Below are 18,177 nucleotides of genomic sequence, written 5' to 3'. Positions count from 1 at the left end.
AATCTACATACCGCTAAGTTGCTTGTATTTTTCCAAAAACTGCATTGCCACCTGAGGTTGATTGTTTCTTGTATAAATCTGATATAAATAGTTGTAGGGTGGTGCAAAATTGGGGTTCATCCTTGTGGCGTATTCCATATATCCAGCGGCTTCTTGATCTTTCTTTTGATTAAAATAGACTTCGCCCATTCTAAACGCCAATTGATAATTTGCCCCTCCATTGTTGAATGCTTCCTGATAGTTTTTTAGGGCATTGAACATATCGTTTCTGGCATAGGCTATATCTCCCAAACCAGCATAAGCACTACTAAAATTGGGTTTCAGCTCCAACGACTTTTTGAAATTGCTTTCTGCCTCGGCCAAAACTTGCTGCGGATTTCCGTCTGCCTGATTGGTCAATGCATCGGTATATAATGCCCGACCCATATACATGTAGCTATAAAAATCTTCAGGGCATCGTTCTATGCTTTTTGCTGCCCACGTTTTTACCTCACCGTATTTTCCTTGACTCAGTTTTACCAAAGCCATGGTTCTATAGCCTTCGGGTTCGGCAGGGTCGTATTGAATGTAGTCTGCCACCAATTTTTCAGCCGAATCAACTTGGTTTTTTGCCAACAAATCATTAGCTATCTGTAAGTTATGATTTTCCCTTTTTACAATGGCGGCAATCGGAACCCCATCAACTTCTATGGTTTGAATGGTGCCTTTTGGTGGGAAATACCCGTTTTTTATCATCGTGGGAGACAGTGTTCGGGTGGTCCATATTGCATAATCCCACTCTTTTTTATTCCACTCCAAATCTTTGCTCCAATCTACAAACATAGGTTGCAATTTGTTCAATTGCTCTGCCAATGGTTTCCGTTCCTTTTGCAACTCTTCTATTTGAGGCTTTGTCTCGGCTTCTGTGAGCAAGTTCTCTTTTTTGTAATGATTTAACCGGTCAATTTCATCATCTATCCGCTCTATTTTTCTGCGTAACTCTCGTATTTCTTTGCCATTTTCTTGGTAGCGATCGGCATAATACTGCATACTAAAAATTTCGTTGTTTGACCGAACAATTTTTCGTTCACCCTTAAAATCTTCATGCTTCAACAACCATTTTATGGCTTCTTTCGGCGATTGATTCCAGTAGTCCATTTCATAATTACCGTAAGCTCCTTTTACACCTCCCACAAATTCGTTAAAATAAAGGTATTCGTATGGATGGTTTTTGTACATCCAAATGCCCACCCACAATATGCCCACTGTCAAAAATGCGGTTGAAGCCAATCGAACAATTTTGTTTTTAAACTGTAAAAGTGTATCCCAACCCACTGCGGCAAGCACTACCAAGCCGGGCAATACAAACAATACGTGTCTCCATGAGTTGTATAGGGCTGAATCTTTGTAAATTATATACGCCACCGGAAACACAATGGCAAATACCAGCATGGCCATTGTCCATTTTTTGTAGTTTTTAAATTTAGTAATTGCCGTGACTATCAACCAAACAAGACCCATTACCACTACGATGGGCAGTGTTATTGCCATGAGTTTTGGGGCATAATACCACGGAAAATCTTTCATATAGTAGCGTTGCCCTTCAAACAATTCGTAAATGTGTACTAAATCAAAATCGGCTTGTCTTTTTAATACCAAAAACGGATGACTGAATGGAGCTTGCAACGCCGATGGCCAGAAAATAATGCCAATAAAATAGGCTATGGCAATGGCTAATCCGCCGCCAAATAGATATTTCCCGATGCTGCCGAAAGACTTGCCGTTTTTTAGTTGGGCTAAAAATTTAATTCCTAAAAACATAACTAAATAGGCAAAAACCATCATACCTCCTGCCCGTATGCTGAATAAAATTCCCATGGTTAAGCCTGTCATTACCAGTGTTTTTACCTTTATTTTTGGCATTTCGATGGCCATGCGAATTATGTAAAACAAACTGACTATGTAGAAAGCCATAAAGGGCAAATCTTTTTGATTATTGGCCGCATGTCCCCAAAAGGTAGGAGTAAACAGAAGTAATAAAAGTGCCACAACCCCTGTTCGCCAACTACCTATTTTTCGTGCTGTTAAACCAGTAAATAGCAGACCGAGAAAGGCAAACAAACTCAGCACGATGTGGCGGGTTTCGTAGGTATCAAATGGAGAAATGTAATCTTCGGCAAATTGGCAGGTAAGGTTTACAAAAGGACCGTAGTTTACTAAATGGTTGTGCAATTTTCGGGTGGTGTCAAGGCATCGAGTGTCTTCCCCTCCGGTTTCAAAATAGTTGATTACTTCTTTAAAATAATCTCTATCCTCATGTTCATCCCATGTTGCACTATAATCAAAACTCAATGACGGCAGCATAACCAAACCTATCAAGGCAATAAGCACAAAACTGAGCCTGTATATACCCGAATTCCCATTACTAAAATTGGACGATTTAAGATTTTTTATTGGATTGGTAACAAACCAATTCCATCTGGCACTGCACGCAGAAAGTATATGTTTTATGTAAGGTATTTTGGCTTTTTCAGCACCCGAATACTCTACTGTTTTTGCCGACAAACCTGACAAAACAGCTCTGTTGGCTAATTGTGTTTCGGTGTGACTCAACACAAATTGGTCGAGTATGTTTTTTTCAATAAGTGTTTTTCGTTCAAAAATGGCGATACCGCTTTCAAAACCATTGTTTTCTACCAAACCAACCAATTTGGTAAAAAATCGACCGATTCGTTGCCCAAAACTTGGTTTATTTTTCGATACGGGTAAATAGACCGTTGACTCAGATGCCTTCGCACTGCGGCCAGCTTGTGCTATTTTTGAAATATCCGAAACGTGGGCTACATTCAAAACGGCCACAAGCTCTTCGGTCATTTCTGCTAATTTTTGCAAAACCTCATCGAGCGAATTAGCTGATTTTCCGACCATTAAAACGGCCTGATTCTGAATTGAATTGGCTGCATTTTTCAGTTCATCCGTATCAACTCCGGTAATCAAAAAACAGATACTTCTGTTGACAGATACCGTGGTATTTTTTTTCTTTTTATCAACTATTTTAGCCATTGAGCCACTTTTATTTTTGAGAAATCAAAACTATAAAAAGTATAGCACATAGCGAAGCGGTCTTTGTGATTTCGTAATTATAAGATTATCAAGTCAACAATAAATAATCCCAATCTTTTATTTCAAACTGTTTTGCACTCTGCTTCTAATATCCGACAGCTTTTGATCTACCAATAATTTACCATCTCGAAATACCTCTTTCAACTCCCCTTTCTGTTCTTCTTGCCAAGAAACTCTGTCAAACATTTTATATCGTCCATTCTGCAATTCGAGTTTTATCAAACCTTTGGCAGATTTTTTTGTGCCATCATCGGTTATGGGGTCTTTGTAAATTTCCCGACCAATACCATCAACCTCGCCATAAGTAGCTTTCATGGCAAAACCAAAAGTGTCGCGTGTGTTGTATTGATAGGTAAACGAGCCAATGCCAAGCACCACATTGGTAGAAGCAAAGCCATTTTGCATCAGCCTTTGGCAAATTTCCTTTGCTCTGTCTAACGTAATGCTGTCGCCGTAAATGGCTCCAATATGAGTATCTAATTGTTTGAAGCCTTTTGTATTTATCTGGCCTCCAAAAACATCCCACAGCAATTGTACAACACCCTTTTGCTCTGCCTCCGATTTTCCATTGGGGTTTCCGCATAAAATATCGGCAGGATTACCGCTATCGGGTCTTATCACTACTTTCCCGTCCCGAGCAAGGATTTTTTCTTTAAGATTTGGTAAAAACACGGTTAGCACTTTCCACAAATCCCATGTATCAGAAACGATGGATACAATGCCGGATGGGTATATTTCGGTAATCAATCGTTTGAAGGTTTCTTCCTCACCAACATTTGTGCCCATGCACATTACCGAATGTTCGGTGGCTGCTACGGAACCACCAATTAGTTCGGTATCTGAGTTTGCGTTATAATAGTCTTCCAAAAAATCGATAGCCGGTATGGTGTCGGTGCCATTAAAACTCAATAAATGCCCAGCACCACTAATTAATGCCGCTTCCAGCCCGCCTAAACCACGCATAGAAAAGTCATGTGCCTGCCAATTTACAAACTCGGCTATATCTGATGTTTTGGCAGCATAATCGTTTAAAAGAATGTGATATTGCCGAGCTATTGTGGCCGAATTGCATGGTAACCAAATGGTGGTAGAGAGCAATGTTTCAAAATAATTTGTTAGCCAAAAAAAATCAGGGTGGGTATTATACATGGTCATCATGGGCATTCTTATTGGCACACTTGCACCCTCGGGAACTGCCTTAAAAACCATTGGAATATAGCCAAGATCATGCAAATCGGCTATGTGATTAACACCCACTTGATTTGGCCCCAAATAGTTGTTAATTCTTCGAGCGTACTTTGACAGAACCTCGCTTTTTGGTTTGTCAAAAAACTCGGTTTGAAATTGCCCAAGAATGTACTTCTTTAAGAAATACTGCAAGCCAAAAAAGACCACCTCATCGATTCCGTCAATACGGCTTCGTCTTGGAGTCCAGTTGGAGTAAACTAAGGTAGTTTGTGGTGGATACTGCCTTCGGTGATCCACTTTGTAACCATCGGTAAGAATTAAAGGATTCATTTTATTTTCGTTTTTTTAACTTAATGATTAAACTTTTTTTTATGGACCATTTGGGTATATAATCGATAATTTTCCTCATCGAAGCAGACAAAAATGATTTCTTCAATGGATTGAGACTCATACCCAAAGCAGACCTCAAGGGCTATTTGAGCGGCTTCAATTTTCGGAAATTTGTAAATTCCTGTACTAATGTTTGGAAAGCAAATTTTAGCAATACCGAGTTGGTCTGCCAGCTGCAAACTATTTTGGTAGCAGTTTTTAAGTAATTCTTTTTCGCTTTTATTACCTCCGTTCCAAACCGGCCCAACCGTATGTATTACAAATTCTGCCGGCAAATTTCCTGCTGTAGTATAAACTGCCTCGCCCGTTTTGCACGACCCTTGCCGAGCAATAATCTTTCTGCATTCTTCCAAAATCTTTTTCCCACCTGCTCGGTGAATCGCTCCATCAACCCCTCCACCACCCAGTAACGAACTGTTTGCTGCGTTTACAATTGCCCCGCAATGTACTTTGGTAATATCACCCTTAATAACTGAGTATTTCATGCAAATTGATTTTATGAACATGAACATTATTAGCAACACTGTCGGTCGAAAAAATTCCATCAAAATGTAACTGCAACTCTTCCACTCCCTGACTAAAAATGCCATGACTCACGGCTAAAAAAAGTTTACCGGCTCCTTTTTGTTTTAATTCTTTGGCCAAGCCTATAAACGTTCTTCCTCCATCACAAATATCATCTACGAGCAAACACGGTGTGCCTTTTAAATAAGACTCCAATACCTTAAAACCGGTAAGTGTTCTTGTTTTTACATCTCTATGTTTGCTACATTCAATCAAATGTTCCATTTGTAAAAATTCGGCCAATTGGTAAGACTTTTTTAATGCTCCGGCATCGGGAGACACCAATGAAACGGGCAAACCTATACGCTCTATGACCTTGCTTATGAAGTTGTGATTGGATAAAATTTGACAATTGTTGAGCAATGCTGGTGCCACATCGGAGTGAGGATCGAAAACGGTGATTTTTGCAAAACCACAGTGGTTGATTAGGTCGGCATACACTTTTACAGAAAGTGGCTCACCAAATGTCATGACTCTATCTTGTCGTGCAGCCGGAAAATAAGGAATGAATGCGTTGATTATTTTAACATCCATCCGACGAAGAGCATCTACAGCTAATAAAAGCAATCCCATATCATTGAATGAGCCAATTCTATGGGTAAGTGTAACTTCTGTGTTTAAAGGAATTTCATTGGTAATTCGTATGTGTGGCTCGCCACCTGAAAAGGTAAATCTTTCGTATTGAATTTCCTTTTGATTGCGAATTGGCTTAAAATCGGAATCTAAATTTAGTATCATTTTGCGTAATTTGTACACAAAATTAAAACTAAAAATATAATCCGCAAATTTTTTGCGTTTTTTTTACGCAAATTTAATTTCAAAGTGAAATCCTTTGTCTTCAAACATTTTGTATTTTGCCGTATTGAACCGATACAGTTTCCCAGGTCGGCCACTACCATCAACACTCACGCCGCCTGTTTCTTCCACAAAACCAAAACTCAGAATTTTTTTCCTAAAATTTCTCCTGTCAAGTGGTTGTTCTAAAATGGTTTGATACAGTTTTTCTAAATCAGAAAACCGAAATTCTGTTTTAAGAAGGTCAAATCCGATTGGTTTATAGGTAAGTTTTGCCTGCAATCTTTCCCATCCTTTCTTCACTATGAGCGTATGATCAAAGGGTAGTGTTGGAATTTCTTTTAGCGGAAACCATTCTGCCCCAATGGCATCTGTGTCGGGATTTAGCGAAAATTTTTCGGGGTTCACCAAAGCCAAATACGAAACGCTTATAACCTGACCCCGCGGGTCGCGGGCAACATCATCGCCAAAGGTAAATAATTGTTCGAGATAGTCCACCTCAATACCTGTCTCCTCTCGCACCTCGCGTCTTACGGCATCCGACAGGCCTTCACCATTCAACACAAATCCACCGGGAATAACCCATTGTCCGGCAAAAGATCCAAAACGTTGTTTAACCAAAAGCAAATACAACTGCTCCTCTTTATAGCCCAAAACCACGGCATCTACAGCCACTTTAATAGATTGCTCTTTCATTGCGTACCTATTACGCAAAAATATCACTTTGCGTCATTAACAACAAAACGGCAGGAGTTTTCCCGCCGTTTCATTAGCCTTTCAATACGGCAAGTGGCTCTAATTTTACCACTATTTCGGCCAAATCTGTTTGGTTGGCCATTACCTCATCGATGTCTTTATATGCTCCGGGAGCTTCATCAAGATCACGGTTGTTTCGCACCGAGTGAATAACTCCTTTCTCGTCAAGAACCTTCCGTTCGGTTTCAAGATTTAACTCGCGTTGTGCTTGTTTTCTGCCCAACTTTCTGCCAGCTCCGTGCGAGCATGATTCAAACGAATCAGCATTTCCCAAACCTCTAACAATGTATGAATTAGAGCCTTGCGAACCGGGTATCATTCCCAACTCATTCAATCTTGCTTGTGTGGCTCCTTTGCGGTGCACCAGCACATTGCTGCCAAAGTGGTTCTCCCAAGCAGCAAAATTGTGCGATTTATTGATTATCTCTCCGGTAGGAAATTCTCCAATAACGGATTTCATTGCCTCTAATGTTCGTGTCATCATGAGCTTACGGTTGGCAAGAGCAAACTCTATGCAGTAGTTCATTTCTTTTAGGTATGCCTTGGCCTCGGGTGTTTCTATGGGCAAAAAGGCCAAATCGAATCCGGCAGCCACCGAACTAAAATATCGCTCGTTGAGTACTTTTGCCATTTGGTTGTAGTGGCTGGCAACCGAGTGACCAAGGTTTCGACTACCAGAGTGAATCATAACCCAAATTTTGCCATCATCGCCCTTTTGAATTTCAATAAAGTGGTTTCCTCCACCAAGTGTGCCTATTTGTTTTCGAGCCTTTATGTAACCCCGACTCACAATTTCAAGTTGTTCATAGCCCTCAGGCATTAAGGTTTCATCTTGCATTTCGTCGTGCCAGTTAAATCCTAACGGAATCAATTTTCTGGCTTCAGAAAGAATAGCTTTTAACTCTCCCGACCCAATGTCATCGGCGTTTAATTCGGTTGGCATGGCACACATTCCACAACCTATATCTACACCAACTGCATTTGGCACCACCACACTTTTGGTGGCAAGCACCGAGCCAATGGGCATTCCGTAACCTGCGTGGCTATCGGGCATTATTGGCACATGACTATACGTAAACGGCAGATTTGCCAAGTTTTTTGCTTGTGCAAGTGCATTGTCTTCCAATTCTTCCAACCACATTTTGATGGGTTTTGTCTCTGTGGAAATTACCTTTTTCATATCTTTTTTATTAATTATGGTTCAAAACAAAAAGCCATGTACGCAAGGTTTTTGCGTAGCAATAATTTTTTTTCATAAAAGCATTAATTCCTTCCTTATTTCCACAAGTATTTCATTTGCTTTTATCAAATCCGGTTCTTCTTGTAGCTGAGATTGTGCGTAAACTTCCTCCAATTCATGTTGCTTCTCCTCAATTAATCCCATCAAATAATCGAACTCAAACTCCCCTCTTTTAACCTTTAACAAGAAATCGCGGTTTGGCCGTCGAACCATTAGTTTACCCTCTTTGCCAATCTCTATGGCCATATCAAGCAATCTAAATGTGTGCATCATGTTTTTTGCATCATAGTTTTTTCCATGCGACATGGTGTTTTTAAAGCGTTCCTCATTTCTCACTTCTACCCAATTCCAATATTCCCTATAGTTTTTGCAATATGCCGAATATGCGTCTTTGTTGAAATACAACATTGTTATCTGATTTTCCCCTTTTGGTATTGAAGTTAGACAAACATCATTGGCATTTTCTCCACTTGAAACTCCATTATAACCTCCATTTTTATGGTAATAGAGTCCGAAAACATTGGGCATATTTGGTATATTGACTAACCCACAATTTTCTGCTATCCATTGATTATTTTGCAAATAAAGCTTCAAAGGCAATGAACCACCTCCAAAACTTACATAGCAAAAATCCTCCACCGACTTCCGCTCTTTATCCATCGGATTCATGATTTTTTTATTTAATCCTCGAGCCTTTTGAATTTGAGAAATTGCATAATTGCCAAAGGTTTGCTTGCATCGCTTCGAAAGAAATACCTCTGGTGTTAACTCAGAGAGAAGGTTACTTTTTATAAGCACACACTGGGGCGGAGTGGCAAGCAATTCCATCATATTCGGGTTGTTGAGGCAGAGCAATTCTACATATCGTTTTAGTTCAAAAAACACAACATCGTTTCGTTCGTCGGATATCTGCGAAGTGTAGTTCAATCCAAAAAAATCATGGAAGGGTAAATAAAACACCCCTCTGATATCCTCATCAGAAGTTGCTGTGTCAAGGCCATAAGCCCTACTCCCGCTCACACATTTAAGCAAAATCAATTTTCTTCGTTCAAGTGAATTTAAGTCCATTTTATTCCGTTTACAGTTTCAAAAAAGAATTTGTCAAGCTGTTTCACATCACACTTGGCTACCCTCAACGAACCAACCACATTCTCGGCCATTTTTAAGTTTTCCTTTACAAAATGCATCAATCTTTCTTCTCCGCAATGTCTGTAATCCTCCTTTTGATTTGCTTTTAGCTCTACCAACCGATGGATATCACTATGTATTAAAGAATCCACATCTAACCCGTTCAAGGCCTGCTGAAACACTATTGGCGGTATGTCTTCTCTTTGCTCCACCCACCGGCACACCACGCTGCATCGCAACACATAAAAGAAGGATTTGAGTTTGAATGTTTGATTCGATTCAAGATGCTCCATTCCCTTTTTTGCCATACTCAAATAATGATGCATGGTGGCAAGACGAGAATAAAACTGTTTGGCTAAATCAAGCATTGCAGCTTGAAACCCTTCCATACTTTTATAAACTATCGGGCTTTGAAGTCTTTCGAGCAAAGGCGGATTTGAACGCAACAACAGTCGCAAACTTTTTCTGAGCTCCCAACCGGTAATATCAAACATTCCATCCTCCATCATGAAGGAAAGGTGGTCTTCCTTTTCTTTAACAGTAAAGTACCACTCCGGACGGTGAACGTAAATCAATCGTATATCAAAATCACTATCCGGAGAAGGGAAACCCCATGCTCTTGAGCCCGTTTCGCAAGCCCACAAAATTTTAATGCCGAGTTGATTTTCTATCTCCTCGAGCTTTTTAGTTATTTCCATTTTGTTGCAATCTAATGATTAAAACCATACTATTATTTTCATACTATTCGATTTCCTGTCCCCTGAATACCTTAAAAAGGTAAGCACTGTTTCACCCACCCGTGCTTCGGTAGATATACCTACCCCAAGAAATCTCAAATTGTTTGAAAATAAAAAAGCCCGACTCAACGAAGAGACGGGCTTTTATAATCCTCAATTCTTGCTATTGAATTGATTTTAAATATGCTTCTTCTCTTCGTTCAATTTCACTAAACGGGCTTCCGTTGAGCAACAAAATGTTCTGAAACCCATTGGCCTCTGTTATCAGCGATTCGTTGGATTTTACTGAGCCTTGATATTTTTGCCCATAATCTCCGGTTAATTTTTTTGCTGCAATGTCCACATCTCCCCAATGATTTTGTAAAGGCTTATCATCAATGGGTTCTACAAAATACACTTTACCCGTTTTCATTGATTTCACAATGAATCGACCAGTCTCATCTCGATTGGTCAAAAAACCTTTTGTAAGTGTTGTTTTCATTTGTTTTTTCTAAAATTTTTAATCAAAAAAAAAGACCCGGTTGCGGCCGGGTCTTCATATTACAATTGTCTAATCGTTATACTCCAAACCTCAGCATTGAGCCATTCAGCTCAAAATATTTGCTTGCTATATGTTGTTTTAAAATCATGAGCGGCAAAAGTAGGTTATTGATTTTCTTTTGGACATCGTTTTTACAAGTATGACAATAATATTAAATATTCTCCCTAAGCCAATGGCAAAGAACTGTGCACTTTACAGAATTTATCATGGTAGTCAATCACTTTGTCGGAGCAATCAGGTCCTATTTGTTTCACAAATCGGCACACACTGTATTGATCTGCACGTTGATGGTAGCCTCTCACCCAAATTGTGTGTTCCTCATTCTCCGTTTCTGTTCTAAAAGGAAAAATAATTTTTTTCCGTTTCAAGCCTATTCTCCATGGCTTGGCTGACAAGCGACTTCTGAAACAGTTTTGTTTGAAACATAAATGGGCGTACAAAGGGTCGGAATGAAATATTTTAAAATATTCTTTCGTTTGAAAATGATTTGCCTCGAATTTATGACCCATTACCAGCAACCGGTATCCAGCAAATGTTTGATAAATGCGAAAGGTGAGCGGTGAATCCAAACGTTTTATAATCTTTTCGATTTGCGATAAGATATCGGGGTCAGACTCTGATATACCGAATATAAATTTGAATAATTTGCGTAAACCCCTCCTTGCGGTGGCCTGTAAAAAATAATCCGAATCTATATCAATGCTCATCACATTCTGTGAGTTCAATACTAAAGCACCGTAACGGTTTCGTGTAATTATATTTTTTTCATCAATGGTTGCAATTATTTCTTCTCTTATCTCAACTTCGTAGTAATGCGGTTTGGACGGGATTCTTTTGCCTTCAATTCTGGCAGAAACGATATCAGCTTTTGCCACGGCTTTACTCAACGCGTCTTCGTAAGATTGATTTGAGCCTCCAATAAAGGTATATACCTCATTTCCAAATTTTACCGGTTGCCAATTCTGGAATTCGATAGGAACACGCATCAACTGTTCATATTTTGCCCAGATGGTAAAAATTTTCATTATACTTTTTTATATCCCTTAGCCTGTTTTTTTTCAATCATTTTTCCCTTCTCACGTTGAGCTATTTCATGCGAGTCAAATTCCTTTTCGTTGATTTGGGGGTTGTTTCCAATGCGTCCGTAACGAACAATTACGCGATTTTGGTTTACCCCAATTTCCCAATATTTATTGCTTGTACCTTCACTAAACTCTAAACGTTGAAACGACTCCATTTGTCCAGTGGCCTCAGATTTTCTCTCGGATATTTCATTCAATTCTTCAATAGTTTCTTCCACTAATTGGGCAGGTTCATTTTGTTGTAGTTCAACAATCAAATCGTCAATTTTTTGCTCATTAATCAATAAGTTTTCCTCCACAACCTCAAATTCATCTTTATCGTTTTCAAGAATATGCACTACCCTTTCCATTACCCTATTAGGGTCGTCCAACCAATCTTTATAATACACGCGTAGTATTTTCCATCCAAATGATTTAAGAATTTCGGGCTTTTGACAGTATTGCTCTACAACATCATCCACTTTATAGTGCAGCCCATGATCGATTAAAATGCCCAACCGATATTGAGTTTGACTATCAAAACGAACGGCCAAATCGCACTTAAAATACGATTGCCCTACGCCCGTATCAGCTTGATAGCCCAGTTGGTGAATTCGATTTTTGATTTGCTGAATGATTGGTTTGTTAGCTAAAATTACCTCCTCACTTTGTCGGGTCATAGAGTCCAATATTCCGTTGGCTGCGTCAATTCTTCCTTCAGAAATGGCCTGTGAATAGGCCAAAAATCGTTTAAAATAATTTGCCCCTTCGTTATAATCGTTCTTTATGTCTGCCGCCTGAATACTGGTTACCACTATCATGTTTTTCCGTGCTCTGGAAAAAATCACATTTAGTCGTTTTTCACCTCCACGTCTGTTGATTGGACCAAAGTTCATAAGCATTTTACCCGAAGTATTGTAGCCATAACAGATGCTTAGAATTATGATATCTCGCTCATCGCCCTGCACATTCTCCAGATTTTTTATAAACAGACCGTTGAATTGGTCATCGTCCATTCGTTTATATTCGGCCTCTAACTTGCTCTCAAAATCCTTGTCTTGAATGGTCAAATTATTTATGGCTGACTCTATTTCTGATTGCTGTTCCATAGAAAATGCAACAATGCCAATACTTCTTTTTTCTGGATGATTTAAAAGCATTTTTACCAATCGGGCAATGTATCTGGCCTCGTCTGAATTTGTTCTTTTGCTGTAGGTTCCGTTTTCTAAAAAATGATAACTGATGCTTTTTGACAAAATATCTTTTAAATCAATTTCTGCTTCTATATCCACAACGGGCTTTGACTTCTGAGAACTGTCGGAATGAAAGTTCACATCTGGAATAGTTAACAATTCGCGTTTATAAAATGCTGCATTGCTAAAGCTAATCAAGCTTTCGTGTCTGCTGCGATAATGCCAACCTAACATTACGGATGGAAGTTTGCGAGCACCTTGATTTAACAAGCTATCAGCATCCAAAGTTATTCCGGCATGCAATTCAGCATCGTCTTCGTCATCTGTAGTGGCCGACCCAAAGAAATTGGTGGGCGGCATTTGCATCTCATCTCCCACAATGATTGTTTGTCCTGTTCTGAATAAGGAAGGTACACCTTCCTCTACTGTTATTTGGCTTGCTTCATCAAAAATTACCACATCAAACATACTTGTGTCTATTGGCATCGTATCGCTCACGCTCAGAGGGCTCATAAGCCAAACAGGTTTTAAAATGGTCAACATGCTATTGGCATCTGCCGCCAACTCGCGGACGGATTTATACCTCATTGTTTTTCCGAATTCGTTTTCCAATATGCGGCGTGCATTCAATAGCTCTTTTTTTCTAACCTTTTCATCGGTTGTCAACTGGGCAGCTACCGCTTCTGTAATTCTAACCGAATCCTTGAATTTGTGTATCATTTGTGCCTTTATGCTTTGCACATTGGCTTCATAATATTTTGACAGCAATCCATTTATTCGCCGCACACTTGTATCGAGCGTTTCTCCACTGGTAATTGAGAAGCTTGTTTGACGATCGTAAATATCTTTTAATGATCGATAGGCCGTATGAAACTCAAAATCAGAGGTTTCCCAGTTTTTTTGTAACAAGCAGTTTTTCAAATTTTCATTTACCCGTCCAAGTTTTTGAATAAAAGGAACATTTGCGGTAAAAGAAGGAAGTTGTTTCAAACAAAGTTGAAGCTGGGCATCCACCTCATCGAATGTTTTTGTAGAGATATTGCCCAAAATCATTTCACAATCTTTTAAAAATTGTGCAAACGATTCTTCATTTTCAACTAATTTTTGAATCCAGTCCATCTGGGTTGACCCCATCCACGACCTTAGCGTTTCGCTTGGTTGACGCTGTTGCTGTTGTATCCAATGCACATCTTCCTCCCAATTCTTCAACCCAAATTCGCCAATCACAAATTGCTTGGTGTCTATTATCCTCTGTTTTGTTAGGTGTTCTTCATTTAGATTGGCTAAAATGGCTGAAATATCCGGTTTTATTTTATGAGCACTAAAGTTGTAAGATGCTTTCAGCTCTTTTTTAATTCGATAAAATGTGGGATTGACAAATCGCAAAATTGACTTCTCCATATTTTGCCATTGAGCCATTGCCTGATCTACATCAGCATATTCCCATTTGGTTATCCAATGTTTGTTTTTTTCAATTACCTTTTCGTATTCTGCCTGCAATTGATTTACTTGATTCATCCTATTGAGCAACTCTTTTGCATCGTCACTTTTTGCATCAAAAACCGACATTTTTCCGCAAGAAACTATCCCTTTTACCCGTTTGGATAAAGCAAACCATTCCTGCCATTTTTCCACTGTGGTTTGCTCTACATCGGAGTCGTCTTCAAATTCGAGCCAATAATCCATTTGTTGAATACATGAATGCAGAAGTTCGGTTATCGTTAATTTTGAATTTGGGTAGTTGGCCACATCCGGGGCAACTGCCCTAAAAGCATATTGAGCCACAACAGGCGACAGCCCGCTTAGCCTCAACTGCTCCATCCATTCGGAAATCCATGTTTTATGTTCATTCCACTCCGCATAATCGGGTAGGCGAATCAGTTCTGATTCAATTAAAAATTCTTTATTTGGTTTATAGGCATGCAATATCTCAAACAGCCTAATCGGAGAATGGTCTCCGGTTTTCATGGTAGAGTGAAACTTTTGCAGCACATCCATTTCCTGTTCTATTGCCTGAATAACAACCTGCCTATAGCGAGTGGTTTCGCTCACTTCCGTTTTGCTTTTCATAAACCCTTCGTAGGTATCTTTCAGGTTCATGATAAACGGCTTTTTATCTGCCTGCGAATCATGGATAAGGCAACATAATTCATCCAATTGTTTGTTTTTTAATCGATGAAAAACCACATCGAGGGCTGCTCTTTTTTCGCACACAAACAATATCTTCTTATCGCGTGCAATAAAATCGGCTATCAGATTGGTAATAGTCTGCGATTTTCCGGTACCCGGAGGTCCTTGAATAATGTAACTTGTGCCTGATCTGGCTAATTCAATAGCGTTTGTTTGGGTTGGGTCGGCTGATATGATGGGGTAATTTTGAGTCAGAGAACTTCTACTTAACGCCTCGTTACCATTATTGGCGGTCAAAGGCAACTCACTAAAAAGTTGTTCAAATAGCTTATCTTCTATTTTGGAGTCTATTATCTGGTTAAAATCTCTTACCAGACTCATTTTTCGATAATTAAAATTTCCAAGAGTCAGGTTGCAGGCATCCACTTCCCACACCAAAGGATTCAGCTCTCCTTCGTTATCATTGGCGTAAAAAACCCGTTCTTTTTCCTGAATCATGTTATTTCTCGGAGACAAATCTTCGTTGATGAGGTATTCCAGTGAATTGTTTTTATACTTTATCCTGTCTTTGAATATTTGAAGCCCCAACGGCACAAATTCATCCTTTTGATAAGAATAGTTAAAGCTTCGCACATTAAGCCCAGATGTTCGCCGAATCAATTTATCCGTTCTTAAATTGAAATTTTTTCGGGCAATGCTGTGAATGAGTTTAATTTTTGGAGTTTTTCGCAGCTCAAGTCTAATTCCGGTTCCACCGGCAGCAATTTGTTTTTCAATACCTTGAATTAAATCCTCTAAGTCGCTTGACTCTAAATCCACAAAATCGGGCAGTTGAATACCGTATAATTCTTTCAGAAAATTACTCAACACAGGATTTACCTCCGCCTCGGTAGTCTCAAAATCAAGAATATGCCTATCTCGCACTCCTTTCTTTTTAGATAGTGTGGCCGGCAACAACAGCAATGGCGAGGTTATCCGTTCGGTTTCATTTTCTTTAAAGTTGTACCAATGCAAAAATGCAACTACAATTCTTAGCTGGCTAAAACCATACTCCGTAAGGCTCTTTTGGGCATCAAGTCGGATTTGATTTAAGGTTGGTTCTAAAAATCGGTTTTGTTCAAAATCAATAAAATCATTGGCTACCAATTTCTTTGATTTTACGATTTTGTTCTTGATAGTTTCATTCCAAAAAATCAAATCCTTCTCTCTGATATTTTTGTAATCGAGCAGCAAAGGCACAGAGGCTATGGTCAAATTCATGAAATTCAGCTGTTCTTTGAAGTAGAGCAATTTGTTTCGTCTGCTGGTATCAAACAATCTATTTTTGAGCTTTGACAATATCCAACTGTTTCTATTGGAGATGTCTTGCTTTCTAAATCCTTCGGTTTTGGTAAGGTCGGTCAGATTTTCCGGATTATACTCTCGATAATTTACGATTCTGTCAATAGCGTCTTGCAGATTCGGTATTCGATCTTCTCGATACAGCTGCGTCATCTGAAAAATGACATCGTGCATGGTGGCATGCAACGAGGGATTGAGAAAATAAAGGCTGTTCCGATTATTAACAAACTTTTCAAGGTCTTCTTGATTTCTAAAATCTAACCCATAAGCCACCGAGGCCAGAATCAAACCTAAAACATAAATATCTGTCAATGGGTCGTTATGACCCAATTCTGTTTCCCACGCTCTGTAATTTTTGATATAAACCGGCTCGTTTATCGGTACATCATCATCGTAGCGAATATGTTTGTTGGAATATTGTGTGGTAAACGAATCCAAATCTTTTCGCTCAACATATCCTTGGTCAACCAATATACCTGATTTCTGTATCGGTTTTACAAAAATTTTGCTGCTTGCCAGCCTGATGAAACCAGGGGAGGTTGAAACTTTCAGCACATTATCTTCAAATACCACATCGTCAATTTGAAGAATATTAGCAACTCTATTCAATTCATGAAAACCTTTCACTTGCTCAAGTAAAGGAATAGTGAAGGCTATAAAATCTGGGTTTTTGGTAAATCCAAACTCTAATAGTCTATGGATTAAACCAAAAAAATCATTGTTTTTATTGTGGTCGCTCATTATTCGTTATAAATGGTTTCGTTACTCGATTCTTTCGTTTGTTGCAACTCCTTGATAGCTAAGGAAATATAGTTTCTAAATTCTTTAACAGACAGTTTTAGTTCTTTGCGAATAATTCTCTCATAATCTTCATGCATTCCCAATTGTTCTGCAATTTCAAATGTGTGAGCCATTGGGTTATTTTCCAAACTTGAGTCCACCCTACTAAAATCGAACAAAACATAGGAAAGATACGTTTTTACTGACTCCGCTGCCGTAGAAGTAACAGTAGAAACCTTTTCCAAAGGTTTTGTTTCGGATTTGCTAAAATTTTGAAAATACTGTTCGCACATATTCAGCACAGTGGCACTGCATATCCATGCAGGTTTCACTATAAGTTGAATAATATCATGGGTAAGGGTTTGCATTTCTTTTTGCTTAAAAATATCGAGTCTGTCAATGTCTATTTTGCCCTCTATCCAGTTTTTGACTGTTGACAAATATTCTGGATGGTTTTCAGACTTTAGCTTTAAGGCCATTGCCCTTATATATGATTCAGGATGTGTATAATCTCCCGTAACCTCGTTGCTTCCTGCCAAAATTTCGTTGGCCTGTTCCAAAAAACTTGAGGCATCTACATTGGTCAAACCGGTATCGAGCTTAACCAATGCCCGAATGACGGTTTGATAATCATTGCACACTTTTAATGAACCTGTATCACAAAAAAGCTCCATATAAAGTTTGTAAATTCGAGCCGTTTCAATAATTGCGTCTTCGCTTCCGCTGTCGTTTGCCATTGCCACAATAATTCGGTTTGTCGTCTCAAATTGTCCCTCATCTGTTTTATAAAACAGATAGTGGCTTAGTTCGTGTGCCAATATCGACTTCATCTCGTCATTGTCCAACAAATTAATTATACCACCCGAAAGAATAATATGAGCCTCTTGGTCAAGAATTACCACACCGGCATTTAACTGTAGGCTGTTCATTTCTTGATACATAACCACTTGGGCATCTATTGCAAGAATTTTGCATACTTCATCGGCAATAGCGTAGAGTTGAGAGCTGGATACCCTATCCAGACGGTACGCATTTTTGAGCAACATTTTTTTTGTTTCCTCATTTTGCTTTTCTCTATTGTCCTCTTTAGAAAACCATTCCCAGGTTTTGGTTCTGGCCAAAAGATGATTGCGAAGTGCCAAATGATAGGGAAACGGGCTTAATTGAATCGTGCTTGTTTGTTCAGTTGAATCCATCACTTTTAATCTGGCGAAAGATAGTATTTTTATGT

At 39.1% G+C, this 18,177-nt stretch carries 12 protein-coding genes; all 12 read right to left on the bottom strand.

Features of this window, described 5'->3' with window-relative positions; all coding sequences use genetic code 11:
- Positions 1-3 precede the first annotated feature (3 nt).
- A complete protein-coding gene (locus H6607_01020) occupies positions 4-3,042 on the bottom strand; it encodes a hypothetical protein (GenBank protein ID MCB9260946.1) in 3,039 nt (1,012 codons plus the stop codon).
- 117 nt (positions 3,043-3,159) lie between these two features.
- The gene (locus H6607_01015; GenBank protein ID MCB9260945.1) at positions 3,160-4,620 is read right to left on the bottom strand and encodes a nicotinate phosphoribosyltransferase; all 1,461 of its coding nucleotides are present in this window, start codon (positions 4,618-4,620) and stop codon (positions 3,160-3,162) included.
- A gap of 20 nt (positions 4,621-4,640) precedes the next feature.
- Positions 4,641-5,165, bottom strand: coding sequence for an O-acetyl-ADP-ribose deacetylase (locus H6607_01010; GenBank protein ID MCB9260944.1), 525 nt, complete (start codon positions 5,163-5,165; stop codon positions 4,641-4,643).
- Positions 5,146-5,982, bottom strand: a complete 837-nt coding sequence (locus tag H6607_01005) for a ribose-phosphate pyrophosphokinase (protein MCB9260943.1) — start codon at positions 5,980-5,982, stop codon at positions 5,146-5,148. The genes H6607_01010 and H6607_01005 overlap by 20 nt, the downstream gene beginning before the upstream one ends.
- Before the next feature lie 63 nt (positions 5,983-6,045).
- On the bottom strand, positions 6,046-6,735 hold the full coding sequence (locus tag H6607_01000) for an NUDIX hydrolase (GenBank protein MCB9260942.1): 690 nt from the start codon (positions 6,733-6,735) through the stop codon (positions 6,046-6,048).
- A 73-nt stretch (positions 6,736-6,808) separates the two neighbouring features.
- Positions 6,809-7,975, bottom strand: coding sequence for an RtcB family protein (locus H6607_00995; GenBank protein MCB9260941.1), 1,167 nt, complete (start codon positions 7,973-7,975; stop codon positions 6,809-6,811).
- 72 nt (positions 7,976-8,047) lie between these two features.
- Positions 8,048-9,103: a nucleotidyltransferase domain-containing protein gene (locus H6607_00990; GenBank protein MCB9260940.1), complete on the bottom strand. Its 1,056-nt coding sequence runs from the start codon at positions 9,101-9,103 to the stop codon at positions 8,048-8,050.
- Entirely contained in the window at positions 9,094-9,861 is a 768-nt protein-coding gene (locus tag H6607_00985) for a nucleotidyltransferase domain-containing protein (protein MCB9260939.1), read from the bottom strand. Before H6607_00985 ends, H6607_00990 begins: the two co-directional genes overlap by 10 nt.
- A gap of 202 nt (positions 9,862-10,063) precedes the next feature.
- Positions 10,064-10,381, bottom strand: a complete 318-nt coding sequence (locus H6607_00980) for a hypothetical protein (GenBank protein ID MCB9260938.1) — start codon at positions 10,379-10,381, stop codon at positions 10,064-10,066.
- Between the two features lie 224 nt (positions 10,382-10,605).
- A complete protein-coding gene (locus H6607_00975) occupies positions 10,606-11,466 on the bottom strand; it encodes a hypothetical protein (protein ID MCB9260937.1) in 861 nt (286 codons plus the stop codon).
- The gene (locus H6607_00970) at positions 11,466-16,907 is read right to left on the bottom strand and encodes a DUF4011 domain-containing protein (protein MCB9260936.1); all 5,442 of its coding nucleotides are present in this window, start codon (positions 16,905-16,907) and stop codon (positions 11,466-11,468) included. The genes H6607_00975 and H6607_00970 overlap by 1 nt, the downstream gene beginning before the upstream one ends.
- Positions 16,907-18,142 carry a M48 family metalloprotease gene (locus tag H6607_00965; GenBank protein ID MCB9260935.1) on the bottom strand — a complete coding sequence of 412 codons (1,236 nt, stop codon included), beginning with the start codon at positions 18,140-18,142 and terminating at the stop codon, positions 16,907-16,909. Before H6607_00965 ends, H6607_00970 begins: the two co-directional genes overlap by 1 nt.
- Between the last annotated feature and the right edge of the window lie 35 nt (positions 18,143-18,177).

Source organism: Flavobacteriales bacterium, from assembly GCA_020635395.1.
Lineage (GTDB): Bacteria > Bacteroidota > Bacteroidia > NS11-12g > UBA9320 > UBA987.
Note: the sequence above shows the minus strand (reverse complement) of the source record. Positions and strands in the feature narration are given on the sequence as shown.